This is a genomic window from Desulfobacula sp., from assembly GCF_021107415.1.
Map to the genome: position 1 here is coordinate 1 of NZ_JAIOSW010000442.1, position 16,411 is coordinate 16,411.

Consider the following 16,411-nt stretch of genomic DNA (forward strand, 5'->3'; position numbering starts at 1 on the left):
ATGCCAAAGATGATTTTTTTCATTTCCATGTCCGTGTATTGATTCACACCGCCATTGTACCATATGGAGCCCTCAAGGCCCAGAATATTCAAAGATTTAAACCGGCGAAGTTTTGCATGAATATTCTCACATCCCACAGGGTTGGATGGTGTGTAACGGATATCGTGGTTTCCTTTTACATACAAGAGAGGTTTATCAAGCCTGTCCCTTAAAAACGAGAGGTATTCCGGGGCCAGGTCGCCACAGGAGATGATGAGATCCACAGGTTCAAGGGTTTTGTTTTCAACCATTTGAGTTAATGATTTGTCAACAAAATCCGAAACCGTCAGGATTCTTATATTGTGAGGTGTTGTCGAATTTGTCTTCATTCCCTTCTTAGATGGGCAAACCATCTGATTTCCAGCTTTTTTATCAGCCAGATAATTATAAAGGTAATGGCCATATAAAAGACCGCTGCCGTAAGAAAGGCCTCATAGGGACTATAGTATCTTGAATTGACGATTCGGGCAGCACCTGTAATATCAATGATGGTGATGACACTGGCAAGGGAACTGCCATGGAGCATGAAAATAATTTCATTGCTGTATGTGGGCAAAGCTCTTCTGAATGCACTGGGCAGGATAATTCTGCGGAATCTTAAAAAATTTGACATCCCGGCTGCCTTGGCTGCTTCTACCTCCCCATGGGGGGTGTTCTCAATGGCACCCCGGATAATTTCTATTGTATAAGCACAGGTATTCAGGGTAAAGGCAAAAAGGGCACAAAAATAAGCCTCTTTAAAAAAAAACCATAAAAAAGAAGCTTTTATGGGTTCAAACTGGCCCATGCCATAGTAGATGATAAACATCTGAACCAGAAGGGGTGTGCCCCTGAAGCAATAGACATATGCCTGGATAGGGCCTGAAACAGCTAAGTTTTTTGATGTCCTGAGCACTGCCAGGGGAACGGCAAAGATCAATCCGATGACCAGAGAAATTGATACCAGGATCAGGGTGTTTTTAAGACCTTCAAAATAAATATCTAAATTTCCAAATATAATTGAAAAATCCATGGTCAATCCTTTATGATCCCGGCACTGTATTTGTTATTGAGCCAGTTTAAAATCAGGATGGAAATTGAAGTTAAAATCAGATAATTGATGGCTACAACTGAATAGAAGGTAAAGGGCATGCGGGTTGCCCCTGCTGCAAGGGCTGCCATCCTGACCATATCGTTCAGCCCGATAATGGATACAAGGGCTGTGGTTTTCATCAGGACCAGCCAGTTGTTACCAAAACCGGGAATGGCATGGCGGACCATCTGGGGCAGTAAAATTCTTGAAAATACCTGGAAACGGGACATACCGTAAGAGTATCCGGCCTCAAGCTGCCCGTCTGGAACCGCTAATATAGCCCCCCTGAAGGTTTCAGCCATATAGGCTCCAAAGATAAATCCAATGGTGGACACACCCGCAACAAACGGGTTGATGTCAATATACTCTTCATATCCTACCATGGGACCGAGCTGGTTGATCAATACCTGACCGCCAAAGAAGATCAGCAGCATGAGAACCAGGTCCGGGATGCCCCTTATAACGGTTGTATAAGCCGTGGCTGCCATATTCAATGGCCGGGAGCCAGATAGCTTTGCAAGGGCAGTGATAATGCCTAAAAACATCGCAATCACAAGGGAAGCAAGGCACAATTCTATGGTGAGAATTGTGCCTTGCAGTATACTGGGTCCGTATCCTTGAAGATTAAGCATTACTCTCCATATACGTTAAAGTCAAAATATTTATCCTGAATTTTTTTATAGGTTCCGTCTGCACGGATCTTGTCAATGGCGGCATTCAGTATGTTCACAAGCGCCGTATCCTGTTTTCTGCAGGCAATTCCCGCGCCAACACCAAACCATTTGGGATCGACTAAGTCGGGACCGGTAAACTCAAAGTTTTTGCCTTCGGGTTTTTGCAGGAAACCGTCTGAAGCTGCAATGCTGTCCGCAAGGAATAATTCGATTCTTCCGGCTATAATATCAAGGTATATCTCATCCTGGGTACCGTATCTTTTAACAGTGACGTCGCTGCCGTAATTATCTGTCAGGTATTTATCATGGATGGTGGCTCTTTGAACCCCAATGGATTTGCCTTTGATGGCAGCTTTGGAAAATTCATTCATCAGGCCTTTTTTTACAACAAATTTTGCAGGAGTCTGATAGTATTTATTGGTAAAGGCAACTTTTCTCTTTCTTTCTTCAGTAATGGACATGGAAGCAATGATACAATCATATTTTCTTGCAAGAAGTGCCGGGATAATACCGTCCCAGTCCTGGGCAACCAGCACTATTTCAGCACCAGCCGCTTCTACAAGGGCTTTGGCAATATCAATATCAAAGCCGTCCAGTTTTCCGTCAGGTGTAACAAAACTGAAAGGAGGATAGGCTCCCTCAACACCAATCCGGATTTTTTTCCAGTCTTTGGCAAAGAGAGTTCCTGCTGCAAAAACAATACTTAAAACAACCAACATTGATAATAATTTTTTCATACCGACTCCTTTTTTAAAATCAGGTTAAAATAAAATTCTATATTTATTCGCTTACGGCTATAAATTCCCGAAATCGCTGGGATTTCGGTGTTTTAAATACTATTGCAGGCTCACCATCTTCCTCAATTATTCCATCGTGCAAAAAGATCACACGGGAAGAGACATTCCTTGCAAATCCCATTTCATGGGTCACCACGATCATGGTTCTTCCCTCCCGGGCCAGTGTCTGGATAACCTGAAGCACCTCACCCACAAGTTCGGGATCAAGGGCGGAGGTGGGTTCATCAAAGAGCATGACTTCGGGTTCCATGGCAAGGGCTCTGGCAATGGCGGCTCTCTGCTGCTGCCCGCCGGAAAGCTGTACCGGGTAAGCGTCTAACTTTTCTTTTATGCCAACCTTATCCAGATAATACTCAGCTTTTTCAATAGCCTGGGCGCGGGGGATTTTTAAAACATGGATGGGTGCTTCAATAACATTTTCAAGAATGGTCATGTGGCTCCAGAGATTGAACTGCTGAAAAACCATGGCAAGTTTTGAGCGGATTTTTTCCACCTGTTTGATATCTTTGGGTCTGTTTACACCTTTTCGGTTTTTTTCAAGCCCAATTTCTTCTCCGCATACAGTGATTTTCCCGGTGTTGGGCATTTCAAGGAAATTGATGCAGCGCAGCAGCGTACTTTTCCCGGACCCGGAAGATCCAAGGATGGAGATGACATCTCCCTTGTTTGCCGTAAGAGAAATTCCTTTTAATACTTCGATATCACCAAAGTTTTTATAAAGATTTTCAACTGATAATGCTATTTGATTTTTTTCCATGAATTCTTGTCACCATCATTAATATTTATTCATGTATATCCCAACTCTGCTAGTATTAAGCTTAAAATTATAAGTCAAGGTTTTTATTCTTTTTTGGTTTTGGCAAACGGGAAGGCGTCCTGCACTTTTTTCTCAAAATTTTTTTGGGTTAAATATATATATCCGATTTCTGATAAAATTTTAACGGTTTTTCCCATCTGCTCCAAAGCAAAGGAAGAGATGGCACATTGTGTAAACTCTTTAGAATGGATAACTACATCCTTTTTTTCTCCGGTAATATTGAAAAAGGCGTGTATTGCAGGAACCTCATAGGTTACATCGCCAAAATCCGAAGAAGCTCTTGATGGTTCCATCCATTCCGGTTCCATGCCATAGTTTTTTGCAAGTGTCATAAATGCTTTGTTTAACTCATTGTTGGGTTTTCCGGGTTTGTAAGGATGTTTTATTTCTTCTATTGTGACGGTTGTGCCTGTCATGAGAGCCGCACCTTTTGCAATATTTTCAAATCGCTCTTTCATGGACAATAAAAAATCCATGTCAAAGGACCGCAGATAAAAGTCTGCCAGGGCATAGTCCGGGATAATATTGGGCGCCTTTCCACCGTCTTTAATCACACCGTTAATCCTGCATGTTTCAGGAAGCTGGTGCCGCCAGGCATCCACACCATTGAACATCAGGCGCACTGCATCCAGCGCATTCAAACCCTTTTCAGGCGCTGCTGCTGAATGAGCAGACTGCCCCTTAAACTCTATTAAAAATTGCATGATGCCTGCCGATTCCATAGACTGGGATGTGGGGTGATCAGATGGGTGGGCCATAAGAACTATGTCGACATCCGTGAGGGCTCCTGCCTGAATCAGGTCAATTTTACAGCCCCGCTTCTCTTCGGCTGGTGTACCCATTACAGTAACACTTCCTTTAAGATGGTTTTTTGAAATCAATTCCTTAAGGACAATTCCGGTGCCAAGGGCAACACCGGCGATCAGGTTATGACCGCATCCATGTCCGATGCCGGGCAAGGCATCATATTCAGACATGACGCAGATATTGGGACGACCTTCACCAAACGTCGCATTAAAGGCTGTGTCTAATCCTTTATACTTTTTTTCAACAGCAAACTGCCATTTTTCAAGAAGTTCCACCTGAATCTTACAGGCCAAGGTCTCTTCTTCGGACAGTTCCGGTGTGTCATGGATCTTTTGAACGATACGTTTAACCTCTTTTAGATAACTATTATAATAACTGCTTATTATGTCTTTCAACTTTTCCATGTCAGCCCTCCATCCTTTTATAATAACTTGCGAAAACCATTGAGTTAAGGTATTATAATGCCAGCTTGTTGCTACCCAGGTAACAACTGAGCAAAAAATAATATAAAAGTCAAGCAAATAAATAATTGATTTCCCCAAAAAAAGAAGTCTTTTTTATGAATAATTCTTGCCATTTCAAATTATTATGCTAAGTATTAATCTCACTTATATGGTATTAATTTTATGTATGAGGGTTTATCGTTATTTAACATGGCTTTTTACGGGATACCGGCCTTAATTAAGGGACTATAAAAAGTCAAACATTAATTTTTAAGGAGAAAAAAGATGAAAAAAGTATTAATCTCATTGTTTGCAATGGCTTTTCTTTTAGTGTCAGCACCTGTATTTGCAGATGATATTGAATTGGCCAAAAAATCAACCATTGAAACAATTCTTCAAAGCAAACAACTTCGTGTTGGTTTTGAATCCGGGTACCTGCCGTTTGAAATGACCAATAAAGATGGTAAATTCATGGGTTTTGACATTGATATGGCAAAAGCGCTTGCCAAATCAATGGGTGTAAAATTTGTTCCGGTAAACACAGCATGGGATGGGATTATTCCAGCTCTTGTGACGGATAAGTTTGATATTATTATCGGGGGTATGACCATTACCCAGTCAAGAAACCTTCAGATCAATTTTTCTGATCCTTACATTGTTGTGGGACAGGCTATTTTGTTGAATAAAAGACTTGAAGGCATCGTTAAATCATACAAAGATCTGAATAATCCAAAATATACCATTGCTTCAAGACTTGGAACAACCGGAGAACAGGCTGCCCAGAAACTGATCCCAAGGGCAAAGTACAAATCCTATGAAGCGGAAGCAGAAGCAGCCATGGAAGTTATCCAGGGAAATATAGATGCGTTGATCTATGACCTTCCTTTTATTGAAAAAATGCAGGGTCAGCATGGTGCGGGTAAATCTATTGCACTTAGCACGCCTTTTACCTATGAACCCCTTGCAATGGCCATCAGAAAGGGTGATCCTGACTTCATGAACTACCTGAACAATTTCTTGCGTCAGTATAAAGGTGACGGACTGTGGCAAAGATCCTATGACAAATGGTTAAAAAGTTCCGACTGGTTTGATAAGGTTGCAGAATAATCATTTGATATAAATGTTTTTTTTGGGCCGACAGGAAAATTTCTTGTCGGCCTTTTTTTTGATTACGCTAAGATTTAAGGTTTAATAAAATAGATGGACTCAAAAATATCCAATATTCAAAGATTGAGTAATCCGACTGCCTATTCGTTTTCAGTGGCAGGTTTTGTTGCATTGATGCTGCTGATGGTCGGCTCAGTATACTATGCAACATCAACGGTTGACTATATCTGGAGATGGTACAAGGTTCCCAAATACTTTATGTATATTGAGACAGTGACCATCTGGGCAGACTCCAATGGTGAAGTAAAAGAAATCAAGGCAAATGGTGATAAGTTTGATGTGATTATCACAGATGACTTAGGCGATCACACCTATACAGTACCTAAGGGCTCATTTGATCTTGATGAAGGGGATTTTACATCACCGGGAGATAAGATTGCCGAATATGAAGGCGGTTGGAAGCCTGGGCTGCTGGCAATTGGTTTATGGATCACAATGAAAATCAGTTTTATCTCAACTATTCTGGGAATTTCTCTGGGAATTATAGGCGGCGTGGCAAGGGTGTCAGACACCCCGATTTTAAAATGGACTGCCATTACCTATGTGGAAATTATTCGGGGGTCTCCGTTGCTGGTCCAGATCATGATTGCCTATTTTGTCCTGGGTACCACGATTAATAAAATTCTTATGATGAACGGTCTTCCCAAGTTAGATCCTGAGTGGTACGGCATTGCAGCGCTTTCTGTTTTTACCGGGGCCTATGTGGTGGAGATTGTCCGAGCCGGAATCGGGGCCATTCATACAGGGCAGGTGGAAGCTGCCCGGTCAGCCGGTATGACCTATTTTCAATGCATGTATCATATTATTCTTCCCCAGGCATTGAAAACCATCCTGCCGCCCCTGGCAGGCCAGTTTATCAATTTGATAAAAGATTCCTCCCTTTTGGGTATGATTTCCATCAGGGAATTGACCAAGGCAACCCGTGAAGGTATTACCACCAGTCTTCAGACATTTGAATTATGGATTCTGTGCGCCATTCTTTATCTGATGATAACCTTTACACTTTCCATGTGTGTACAATATCTGGAACGGAGGACTTCGACAGGATGATAGAAGTAAAAAATATATATAAAACATTTTACGTTCCCCACGAGGTCAAAGCCCTTGTAGATGTTTCAAATGAAATTAAAGCCGGGGAAGTGGTGGTTGTGATAGGGCCTTCAGGCTCAGGCAAGAGTACTTTTTTGCGATGCCTGAATCGTCTGGAAACAGCGGAGCAGGGACAGATCCTCGTGGAAGGTGTGGATATTTTTGATCCAAAAACCAATATCAATAAAGTACGGGCTGAAATGGGGATGGTGTTCCAGTCTTTTAACCTGTTTCCCCATCTGTCCATCCTGGGAAATGTGACAATTTCCCAAAAACTGGTTAGGAAAAGAAGTAAAAAAGAGCGTGAAGAAAAAGCCATGGCCATTCTTGAAAAAGTTGGCATAGCCGATAAAGTCAAAGCCTATCCTGCCAATCTTTCAGGCGGACAGCAACAGCGCGTGGCCATTGCAAGGGCTCTTGCAATGGATCCTAAGATCATGTTGTTTGATGAACCCACATCTGCCCTTGATCCTGAAATGATCGGAGAGGTTCTGGATGTGATGAAAACCCTTGCAAATGAAGGTATGACAATGGTTTGTGTCACCCATGAAATGGGATTTGCAAGGGAAGTGGGGGACCGCGTGATTTTCATGGATGAGGGCCGGATCGTTGAACAAGGAACCCCGGAACATTTTTTTGTCAATCCTGAACACGACCGGACAAAGCTTTTCTTAAAGCAGATTTTGTAGATAAGAATCCATATAAGTTGAGCCAAAAAGCCTGGAATTTTTTTCCAGGCTTTTTTATGGTCTACTTAATTTAATGTCAATTCCGCTTATGATACTTTTTTCAGTTGACCATCATTCCTGAAAATTAATTTGCTATATACTACAATATATTGTAAATTGGTTTTTCACCTTTTCACGGGTGCAAAGGTGAACTCGTATTGTTAAAAATACAAAACCCATAGTTTGATATAATTCAAAAAAAGGATGTTTGTTCGGCCTAAAGTCTCATTTGGAGGGAACCAACCATGAGTACAATTTCCATACCACCCGTTGTAATGGCAACTTTGATGTTCTACGTAGGATTCTATCATTTTTTGATTTACCTCCGGAAAAAAGATAATCGTCAAAACCTAACATTTGCCTTCTCCTGTTTCAGTGTAGGTTTATATTCTATCTGCTGTGCAGGCCTGTACAGTGTTTCCTCACCGGAACTTGGCGTCGAATGGCAACGGTTTCAGGTCATTACCCTGGCGGTGCTGGGTATCACATTCCTTTGGTTCATTGCTGATTATACAGGCCAGACAAACAAGAAGATCGTAATGGGATTCACTGTTTACTATGTCTTTGCTGCCTTGGCAGGGTTGTTTATCAGAAGTGACCTGACATGGACAAGTGTGGCTTCCATAAAGGAGATTCGGCTTCCATTCGGATATGATATCAGATACGACGAAATGACCCCGGGCGTTTTAACCGATCTCCAGGGCATAGTGGGGTTACTCTTTTTCATATATATTTTTATGGTAAGTCTGAAGTTCTATAGGAGTGAAAACAAAGAAAATGGAATGCCGCTGCTGATAGCCATAATCCTACTTTTTGCAGGTCTCATGAACGATACCTTTGTGAGCAGTGGAGGCTATAATTTTATTTATATTCTGGAGTATTCCTATATCGGAATGATATTGGTGTTTACATTTTTTCTCACAAACAATGTTATAAAAGCGGGCGAAATAAAAGTTGCGCTGCGCGAAAGCGAGGAGCGCTTTCGCATGCTTTTTGATGAAGCGCCTGACGCCATTTTTACCTTTACTCTGGACGACCGCATAATTGACGCCAATGCTGCGGCATCCAAGATGCTCGGCTATGAACGCAAAGAATTCAAAACCATGACCGTAGCTGACCTTCAAGCCCCGGAAATTCGAGGTAAAGTGGGAAGTGTGCTCAGGAACGAACTAATCCATGGTAAATTCTTTGAGGGTTTAGATATACATAAAGACGGCACTATTATACCAATTGAGGTACACAATCACAAAATGCACATCAAGGGTCAGGATATAGTTCTATCGGTGGTCCGGGACATCTCCGAACGTAAGCAGGTTGAAGAGGAATTAAGAAAAAATGAAGAAAAATTAAAAGCAATTTTTGAGGCAAACCCTGATCCTGTTGCAGTATACGATATCAATGGATATCCATTATATTTAAATCCTGCCTTTACTGAGAGCTTTGGATGGACCTTAAATGAACTGCAAGGCAAACGTATTCCATTTGTACCTGAGGATCAGCAAGAAATTACCCATTTAAAAATAAAAGAAATTTATGAATCCGGGAATTCTGTTCGATTTGAAACAAAGAGATTATCCAAACATGGGAAAATCATTGATACCTTCCTTAGTGCTGCGATAATAAAGGATCTTCAAGGAATAAATAACGGCCTTGTTGTTAATTTGACGGATATTACCGAACAAAAAAAAATAGAAGCTCAACTCAGGCAATCCCAGAAAATGGAGGCTATTGGTACCCTTGCCGGAGGAATTGCCCATGATTTTAATAATATTTTATCTGGTATTTTTGGTTATACCCAGCTGGCGGGAATGAACCTCGATGATCCTGTAAAAACAAAGAAAAATTTAGATCAGTTGGGTAAGGGTGCTCAAAGGGCAGCTGAATTGGTGCAGCAGATCCTGACGTTCAGCAGACAGGCGGAATACAAAAAAAAATCACTTGAATTATTTTTTATCATCAAAGAAGCTGTCAAATTTTTACGTTCTTCAATACCCACAACCATTGAAATACAAGAAAAGATATTATCCCGTGCAATGGTATTGGCAGATCCTACCCAGGTACATCAGGTTGTTATGAATCTTTGTACAAACGCCTACCATGCGATGCTTGACTCAGGCGGAACCTTATTTGTGGAGTTAAATGATGTAGAAATCACACCGCAAAACCATTCCACATTGAATTCATATATCCCGGGTCATTATGTTAAACTTGAAGTGAGGGATACAGGTCATGGTATGAACAAAAAAGCCTTGGAAAGGATATTTGACCCCTATTTTACCACAAAAGATACTGACAAGGGTACGGGTCTGGGGTTGGCTGTAGTTGATGGTATTGTCAAAGAGCACAATGGCTATATCAAAGCATATAGTAAGGTCGGCCATGGTTCCACATTTCAGGTATTCTGGCCCGTCATTGAAAAAAAAAGTTCCCATGATTTTTCAAAAAAAAAAAAAATAAGTTTGCCCAAAGGGACTGAACAAATCATGTTCGTAGATGATGAAATAGATATCCTTGTCACATCACAAAAAATCCTGGAAAGCCAAGGCTATAAAGTAGCAACATTTCAAGACGGGATATCAGCATTACAGGCCTTTACTAAAAACCCGGATTTTTTTGATCTTGTCATCACGGATATGACCATGCCTCAAATGGCAGGTGACGAACTGGCTGTTAATATTTTAAGAATCCAGAAAGAAATTCCAATTATTCTTTGCACAGGGTTCAGCGAAACCATGTCTGAAGAAAAGGCGGCATCTTTAGGCATTAAGGGTTTTCTATTAAAGCCGGTTTTAAAGAAGGATTTTGTTCAAAAAATATGTGAGGTACTGAATAAAAATAAAAATTGAAATTGTAGAATAATAGTTATATGGATCACTAACTTAAGAAAGAAGATGTTTATGGATACAATCACATTTTGAGGAATAGCTCTATGAAGGAATACACCATTCATCCCATTGTCATGGGAACAAAAGTTTTTGATAAAAGTATGATGACCTATCAATATGGTCAGGGTGAGCAGTATACCATTCCCATCTATACATGGGTGGTAAAAGGCGGTGATAAAAATATTCTCGTGGATACAGGGGAGATGAGCCCAATCCAGTCAAAGGAGAGGGAAGATGCCATTGGCGGTAAAATCTTTACCTTTGAACAGGGGCTTGAGAAACACGGCCTATCACCATCGGATATTGATATTGTCATTCATACCCATCTTCATATGGATCATTGTGAAAATGATTATAAATGCGTAAATGCCAGATTTTATATCCATGAAAAAGAACTTGAATCCGTTCATGATCCCCATCCCCTCGACTACCGCTATCTGGAAGATTATATTGACGATATTGAAGAAAACGGCCAGATTAAAATCATCAGGGAAGACTGCGAAATTCTGGATGGTATTCGTGTTAAACATACCCCTGTTCACACAAAAGGCGGATTAACGATTTATATCCAGACAAAAAAGGGCACAGCCGCTATTACTGGATTTTGTGTGATTGATGAAAATTTTAATCCGCCGCCTGAAATAAAAGGCATGGAAATGGATGTAATTCCGCCGGGAACCCATGTGGATGTTTATAGAGCCTATGACATTATGAAACAGGTTCAAAAAGAAGCCGACATTCTCATTCCCCTGCATGAACCAAGGTTTGCATCAATCGAATCAATTGGCTGATCATCACCTGAAGGTGAGACGGAGCATTCATGAAAATTCTGGTGATAAATACAGGCAGTTCTTCCCTGAAATATAAATTGTTTGATATGAATGGCAATAGGGCAATGACCGGTGGTATTGTTGAGCGGATTGGTGAGAAGGAATCCGGGATCAGTCACATGGTTTTTTCAAAAGACGGAAAAGAAACGGTTTATATAAAAAAAAAGATTGTAGACCAGAACCAGGGAATGCACGAAGTTGTATCCTTTATTACAGATGTAAAAACAGGTGTGATTGATGCGATCAAAGAGATTGATGCCATTGGCCATCGTGTGGTTCAGGGAGGGGAAAAATTAAAAACCGCAATACTGATCAATGATGAAGTCAAAAAAACCATAAGAGATAATAATAAACTTGCCCCATTGCATAACCCTTCAAACCTGACGGGGATTGAGGTTGCAGAACGCATCTTTCCCGGTAAACCCAATATTGCGGTGTTTGATACCAATTTTCATCAGACTATGCCAGATAAAGCATTTTTATATGGCCTTCCCTATGAATTGTATGAAAAATATAAAATTCGTAAATACGGGTTTCATGGGACATCGCACAAATATGTGGTTAAGGAAGCATCAAGGCTTATGGGAAAGGCCACAGACCGGATAAATTTAATCACACTTCATCTTGGCAATGGTTGTTCTGCCTGTGCAGTTAAAAAAGGAGAATGTGTGGATACCTCCATGGGAATGACTCCCCTTGCCGGTATGATGATGGGGACTCGTTCCGGGGATATTGATCCGGCTATTGTTGGGTATCTTCTGGAAAATACAGATATGGACATAAGACAGCTTAATCGGATGATGAATAAAGAGAGCGGTTTAAAGGGTATCTGCGGCTTGAATGATATGAGGGATATTCATGCACAAGCCCAAAAAGGAAATGAAAAAGCAACTCTCGCACTTGAAATGTTTTCTTACCATATCAAGAAACAGATCGGTGCTTATTTTGCAGTCCTTGGAACGGTTGATGCCATTGTTTTTACAGCAGGGATTGGCGAAAATGACCATATCATTCGCTCAAAGGTTTGCGATAATCTTTCATCTTTTGGTGTTGAAGTTGATTTGAAAAAAAATAAGGTTTCATCTTCAAATCCTTACTTGATTCACTCTGAATCAAGCCGCGTTCAGGTATGGGTGATTCAAACCGACGAGGAACTTCAAATTGCCAGGGAAGCCGTTCAGGTGTTAGGTAAGGACTAATTTTTTTATATTTATTGCACAAGGCAGGGTGGTTTAAAAGATCCGCTCTGCCTTGTGAACTATTTACCAAATTCCAAAGCAAAATCTTCAAGATCAGAACCTGAAAAAATACCTGACTCAAACCCATCTATGAAAATTGCCATATCTTTCCCATCATTATCCTGATCCTCTGCATCAATACCAATGCTGAAATCAGGGTCTAAATTAGACACATTTGGATCTGTATTATATTGGTATTCCTTGATATTTAAAAATAAATCCAGGTCAGGATCATTCAGTGAGTCATCAATAAAGTAGTTTAGATTGTGTTCAAATTCCCAGCCGTCAGGCATACCATCTGTATCAGAATCTGCGCTGCCCGGAAAAACAATCTCATCGATCCAGGCCTTATCACCTCCTCCAGAGCCTGATTCATCTTTTTCATAAACCCATGAAAAATGGTGCATACCATCTGCCAGTGCATAGTTTGCATAAGAATATGGTATGGTTCCAGACCATTGATCCTTAAGTATTCCATCCACATAAAATTTTAGATAATCTGATCCAGACTCTGAATCAAGGGAGTATGCAAAGCTGATCTCCCCTTCTTTGCAATATAAATTAATTTCAAGAGAAGTGATCTGTTCCTGCCCAATATCCCTGGATTCAGCTGAATATACTCCATCTTTAGGATGTACATCCGTAACTGTCCAGTGGTTATTGCCGGATGTCAGCCATGGATATTGCAAAAGATCACCGGTTTCAAAACCTTCAAGCTCTATTTCTACATGAGGTGCTGAATTATCATCATTGGGGTCTGTACCTGCAATCAATTCTTCAATGTTTGAGAATCCATCTGAATCCAGATCTTCGTCAGGATCATTTATGCCGTCACCATCAGTGTCCTGTGAAAATGGTGCCACTCCATTAACATCTCTTTCCCATACATCTGGAAGACCATCATTATCATTATCTGCATCGCATAGATCTCCCTGCCCGTCATTATCACTGTCCAATTGAAGAGGATTGGGTGTTCCCGGACAATTATCCCTGTTATCACACACATAATCACCATCCAGATCACTGGTGCATATTTGTGTTCCCAATGCAAGATATGAAACCGGTAGAACTGCTGTTCCAGGAACACCGGTATCAGGAGCAAGCCGTATATCAAAGCCTTCACTGTCAAGATTTTGTATCACGCATTCAAATCCAGGATCTCCCTGGCCATTAATATTTACAAGAAGATCTGGAGTTGATGAAAAGGGATCATTAAACCAGACTCTGGTCCACTCATCACTTGAAACAAATATTTTCCCGGCCTCACCAAGTTTGCCAGCATCCTGTAAACTTGCTGCCATCCAGACCAGTGTCTCAGGCTCCGGATCAGGAGGATATATATAACTGGAATTGGCATCCTGTCTGAGCCGTACCTGGAAACCGTTTTCACTGATTGATCCCATTTCAATATGAACAACAGCATTATGGAGCCTGGTATTAACCGCTGCCCAGATCAAGGGGGGCTGGATAAAAGGGTGGTTAAAATTAATCTGGAGCCAGCCCATGATAGGTATGGGAAGCCTGCTCACACTCCCTGTTTGAAATCCCCCAGGTGCTTTATTTATGGCAAGATAGGAACACTTATCCTGATCTTCTTCACCTCCCGGGCTGTTGCTGGCCCTTACCTGGAAACCATCCTTTTCAATAGTTTTAAATGAAACTTTGCTGGCAGCTTCATATCCATATATGGATGTTACAAGATTGCCGAACAAAAGGGGGATATCTTCAAAATCTTGAGCAGATGAAAACTGAACGGCAGTGAAATAATTTACTGCCGTGTATCTGGTATCATGCCAGAACGGCGGTGGATCAGGCATCTGGGGATCAGTATTGGAATTCCACTCTTCCTGATCAGAAATATTATCTCCGTCACTATCAACAACATCCGGGTTACTGGAAAAGATATTCTCGACACCGTTACTCAGTCCATCATTATCAAAGTCACTATCACAGGCATCCCCTTTTCCATCCCAGTCTCCATCATTCTGATCACTGTTAAATGTTTTAGGGCAATTATCCTGCCCGTCAGGTACACCGTCCCCATCTGTATCGAGCAAAAAAGGATTTGAAACATATGACAGGGAATCAGACAGATATAACTCTCTTATGTTTGACAGATCATCCTGATCTGAATCTTCAAACGGATTTGTAGCTTCACAGAAATCATGGGGTAGGCGATCAATTACAGGTTTAGAAAAGAAAAGTAAAAGACGGCTCAAATAACTTGCTGCCGGTTCCTGAAAAATTGTGGATACGATTTGTTCAATATCCTGATCAGGTGTTTCATAAATATCCAGAACAGCCTGCCTAATATCTGGAATTCCCTGACACTCTTTTACCGCCGTTAGACTGTAGTGGATATCTTCCATGAGAAGATTCATATTTCTGGGTTCCTGAACATCATTCTCTTCACTGGTTAATTGAGAAATATCAATTTGTTGGGATATGATATGTTTTAATGCTGAAACCAGAGTTACTCCGGGAGTGTGATTTTCTCTTCCAAAGGCAAGAAATGTTCCCGATTCCTGGTTTGAAAGAAGTTCAAACATCCTTTCAACCACAGCAATATCTGAATAATGTTCCGGTCGAATATCAAACCCTTCAATATCCTGAACAAGATTTGCTCTTAAAAACTCCTTGAACTGGGACATCCAGGTTTCAGGGGAATCCCATGGCCAAATCTCGGGTTCCATATCTGCTGGTTCAAGGCTGCTCACATTCGGTATGTAACGCTTTACAACAAAGCCCGGAACCGGGCTGTCATCACCTATTGCATGACCACTTCGAAAAAAAGCTTCCGTTCCCAGAGGTATCCGTGCCTCATATTCTCCTGCTGTAGGAATTTCACCTTCATACAGACTTGATCCTGACAGGGTTTGAATGGAAAAATAACGATTTCCTATTGGGCCGGACAGATCATAAACAACCCCGGAAAGCTTTGCTTCCACTTCGTATAAATTATGTGTGCTTGGATGATCTGATTCTTCATTTTCATTTGTATCCCTGACATATTCATCATAATCACTCCAGCCGTCACCATCTGAGTCAGTTGTTTTTGTTGGATCAAAATCCATTATAGCCTGTTCAAAATCAGAGATACCATCTTCATCACTGTCTTTATTTACATCACCTGCATCTAAAGGGTTAAAGCCATATTCAATTTCCCAGGCATCAGGCAGGCCATCTTCATCAGTATCTATGCTTTCAGGTTTTTTATTATTGATAGTATAATAAAATGTTTTCTGTGTAATATTCCCTGAATCTGATGCCTCAATCTCTATCCTTGAATATTTATAGAGGAATAAAGAAATGATATGGGTTCCGGGTTTCTGCCACAGACCGTCATTTACTCTTACCCTGAGATCCGGCGTTCCGCCATGAACACTGGCCTTAACAGTAACAAGGATGGTTTCATTATAGATACCCGGTGCAGGGGAGATGGATATACCCGGATATCCATCGGGTATGGTAGTGTCATAAACAGGAAATCCAAAACTGTAAACAGAGACGGAGGGATAATCTTGAGGAGAAGGAGTGGTTCCGTGATTTACCATATTGGGGATGGCAATATCACCCGGTTCAAGGACGATTGGTGTTTTATCGCTGTCTGTCATCTCTGGGGGGTCATTATCCCAGGTCTGCCACACGACATTGCCGGTATCAAAACCCTGTGTCCAGTCCGGGACATTATAGCTTGCCTTGATTTCATCGTTGTTTGAAAAAACAAAAACGTTTTCAGCTGTCCAGGATGTTGAACAGATTAATAATACCCCAATAGCCAGAATTGAACTTAGTCTTATGTATGATTTCATAAGTTTAATCCTC

At 41.1% G+C, this 16,411-nt stretch carries 12 protein-coding genes and 1 pseudogene; 6 read left to right on the forward strand and 7 right to left on the reverse strand.

Translation table 11 applies throughout. The annotated features are described in order from the left end of the window. From K8S13_RS22155 to K8S13_RS22180, 6 genes and pseudogenes are all read right to left on the reverse strand, one after another. Nucleotides 1-368, reverse strand: a pseudogene (locus K8S13_RS22155) (Icc-like protein); the annotation flags it as partial. Next, a complete protein-coding gene (locus tag K8S13_RS22160) occupies nt 365-1,051 on the reverse strand; it encodes an ABC transporter permease (RefSeq protein WP_291465901.1) in 687 nt (228 codons plus the stop codon). The pseudogene K8S13_RS22155 and the gene K8S13_RS22160, both read right to left, overlap by 4 nt. Nucleotides 1,052-1,053: 2 nt before the next feature. Beyond that, the gene (locus K8S13_RS22165) at nt 1,054-1,743 is read right to left on the reverse strand and encodes an ABC transporter permease (RefSeq protein WP_291465902.1); all 690 of its coding nucleotides are present in this window, start codon (nt 1,741-1,743) and stop codon (nt 1,054-1,056) included. Next, the gene (locus K8S13_RS22170) at nt 1,743-2,522 is read right to left on the reverse strand and encodes an ABC transporter substrate-binding protein (RefSeq protein WP_291465903.1); all 780 of its coding nucleotides are present in this window, start codon (nt 2,520-2,522) and stop codon (nt 1,743-1,745) included. The genes K8S13_RS22165 and K8S13_RS22170 overlap by 1 nt, the downstream gene beginning before the upstream one ends. A gap of 43 nt (nt 2,523-2,565) precedes the next feature. Next, nucleotides 2,566-3,339, reverse strand: coding sequence for an ABC transporter ATP-binding protein (locus K8S13_RS22175; RefSeq protein WP_291465904.1), 774 nt, complete (start codon nt 3,337-3,339; stop codon nt 2,566-2,568). An 83-nt stretch (nt 3,340-3,422) separates the two neighbouring features. After that, on the reverse strand, nt 3,423-4,610 hold the full coding sequence (locus K8S13_RS22180; protein WP_291465905.1) for an amidohydrolase: 1,188 nt from the start codon (nt 4,608-4,610) through the stop codon (nt 3,423-3,425). Nucleotides 4,611-4,934: 324 nt separating this feature from the next. On the opposite strand from K8S13_RS22180, the gene K8S13_RS22185 reads away from it, so the two are divergent. The 6 genes from K8S13_RS22185 (at nt 4,935) to K8S13_RS22210 (ending at nt 12,547) form a co-directional block, all read left to right on the forward strand. Further along, on the forward strand, nt 4,935-5,756 hold the full coding sequence (locus K8S13_RS22185) for a transporter substrate-binding domain-containing protein (RefSeq protein ID WP_291465906.1): 822 nt from the start codon (nt 4,935-4,937) through the stop codon (nt 5,754-5,756). Nucleotides 5,757-5,849: 93 nt separating this feature from the next. Continuing rightward, nucleotides 5,850-6,866, forward strand: a complete 1,017-nt coding sequence (locus K8S13_RS22190; RefSeq protein ID WP_291465907.1) for an ABC transporter permease subunit — start codon at nt 5,850-5,852, stop codon at nt 6,864-6,866. Further along, nucleotides 6,863-7,594, forward strand: a complete 732-nt coding sequence (locus tag K8S13_RS22195; protein ID WP_291465908.1) for an amino acid ABC transporter ATP-binding protein — start codon at nt 6,863-6,865, stop codon at nt 7,592-7,594. The genes K8S13_RS22190 and K8S13_RS22195 overlap by 4 nt, the downstream gene beginning before the upstream one ends. A 284-nt stretch (nt 7,595-7,878) precedes the next feature. Beyond that, a complete protein-coding gene (locus K8S13_RS22200; RefSeq protein ID WP_291465909.1) occupies nt 7,879-10,479 on the forward strand; it encodes a PAS domain S-box protein in 2,601 nt (866 codons plus the stop codon). 83 nt (nt 10,480-10,562) lie between these two features. Further along, nucleotides 10,563-11,309: an N-acyl homoserine lactonase family protein gene (locus tag K8S13_RS22205; RefSeq protein ID WP_291465910.1), complete on the forward strand. Its 747-nt coding sequence runs from the start codon at nt 10,563-10,565 to the stop codon at nt 11,307-11,309. Nucleotides 11,310-11,338: 29 nt separating this feature from the next. Then, nucleotides 11,339-12,547: an acetate/propionate family kinase gene (locus K8S13_RS22210; RefSeq protein ID WP_291465911.1), complete on the forward strand. Its 1,209-nt coding sequence runs from the start codon at nt 11,339-11,341 to the stop codon at nt 12,545-12,547. Nucleotides 12,548-12,606: 59 nt separating this feature from the next. Here the strand turns inward: K8S13_RS22210 and K8S13_RS22215 are convergent, their stop codons facing one another. Then, entirely contained in the window at nt 12,607-16,398 is a 3,792-nt protein-coding gene (locus K8S13_RS22215; RefSeq protein ID WP_291465912.1) for a thrombospondin type 3 repeat-containing protein, read from the reverse strand. Nucleotides 16,399-16,411: the final 13 nt, after the last annotated feature.

What these genes read in the sequence shown, in the direction of transcription:
- K8S13_RS22205 (WP_291465910.1), top strand. Translation starts at nt 10,563, where the DNA reads ATGAAGGAATACACCATTCATCCCATTGTCATGGGAACAAAAGTTTTT.
- K8S13_RS22185 (WP_291465906.1), top strand. Translation starts at nt 4,935, where the DNA reads ATGAAAAAAGTATTAATCTCATTGTTTGCAATGGCTTTTCTTTTAGTG.
- K8S13_RS22210 (WP_291465911.1), top strand. Translation starts at nt 11,339, where the DNA reads ATGAAAATTCTGGTGATAAATACAGGCAGTTCTTCCCTGAAATATAAA.
- K8S13_RS22175 (WP_291465904.1), bottom strand. Translation starts at nt 3,339, where the DNA reads ATGGAAAAAAATCAAATAGCATTATCAGTTGAAAATCTTTATAAAAAC.
- K8S13_RS22200 (WP_291465909.1), top strand. Translation starts at nt 7,879, where the DNA reads ATGAGTACAATTTCCATACCACCCGTTGTAATGGCAACTTTGATGTTC.
- K8S13_RS22160 (WP_291465901.1), bottom strand. Translation starts at nt 1,051, where the DNA reads ATGGATTTTTCAATTATATTTGGAAATTTAGATATTTATTTTGAAGGT.
- K8S13_RS22170 (WP_291465903.1), bottom strand. Translation starts at nt 2,522, where the DNA reads ATGAAAAAATTATTATCAATGTTGGTTGTTTTAAGTATTGTTTTTGCA.
- K8S13_RS22215 (WP_291465912.1), bottom strand. Translation starts at nt 16,398, where the DNA reads ATGAAATCATACATAAGACTAAGTTCAATTCTGGCTATTGGGGTATTA.
- K8S13_RS22180 (WP_291465905.1), bottom strand. Translation starts at nt 4,610, where the DNA reads ATGGAAAAGTTGAAAGACATAATAAGCAGTTATTATAATAGTTATCTA.
- K8S13_RS22190 (WP_291465907.1), top strand. Translation starts at nt 5,850, where the DNA reads ATGGACTCAAAAATATCCAATATTCAAAGATTGAGTAATCCGACTGCC.
- K8S13_RS22165 (WP_291465902.1), bottom strand. Translation starts at nt 1,743, where the DNA reads ATGCTTAATCTTCAAGGATACGGACCCAGTATACTGCAAGGCACAATT.
- K8S13_RS22195 (WP_291465908.1), top strand. Translation starts at nt 6,863, where the DNA reads ATGATAGAAGTAAAAAATATATATAAAACATTTTACGTTCCCCACGAG.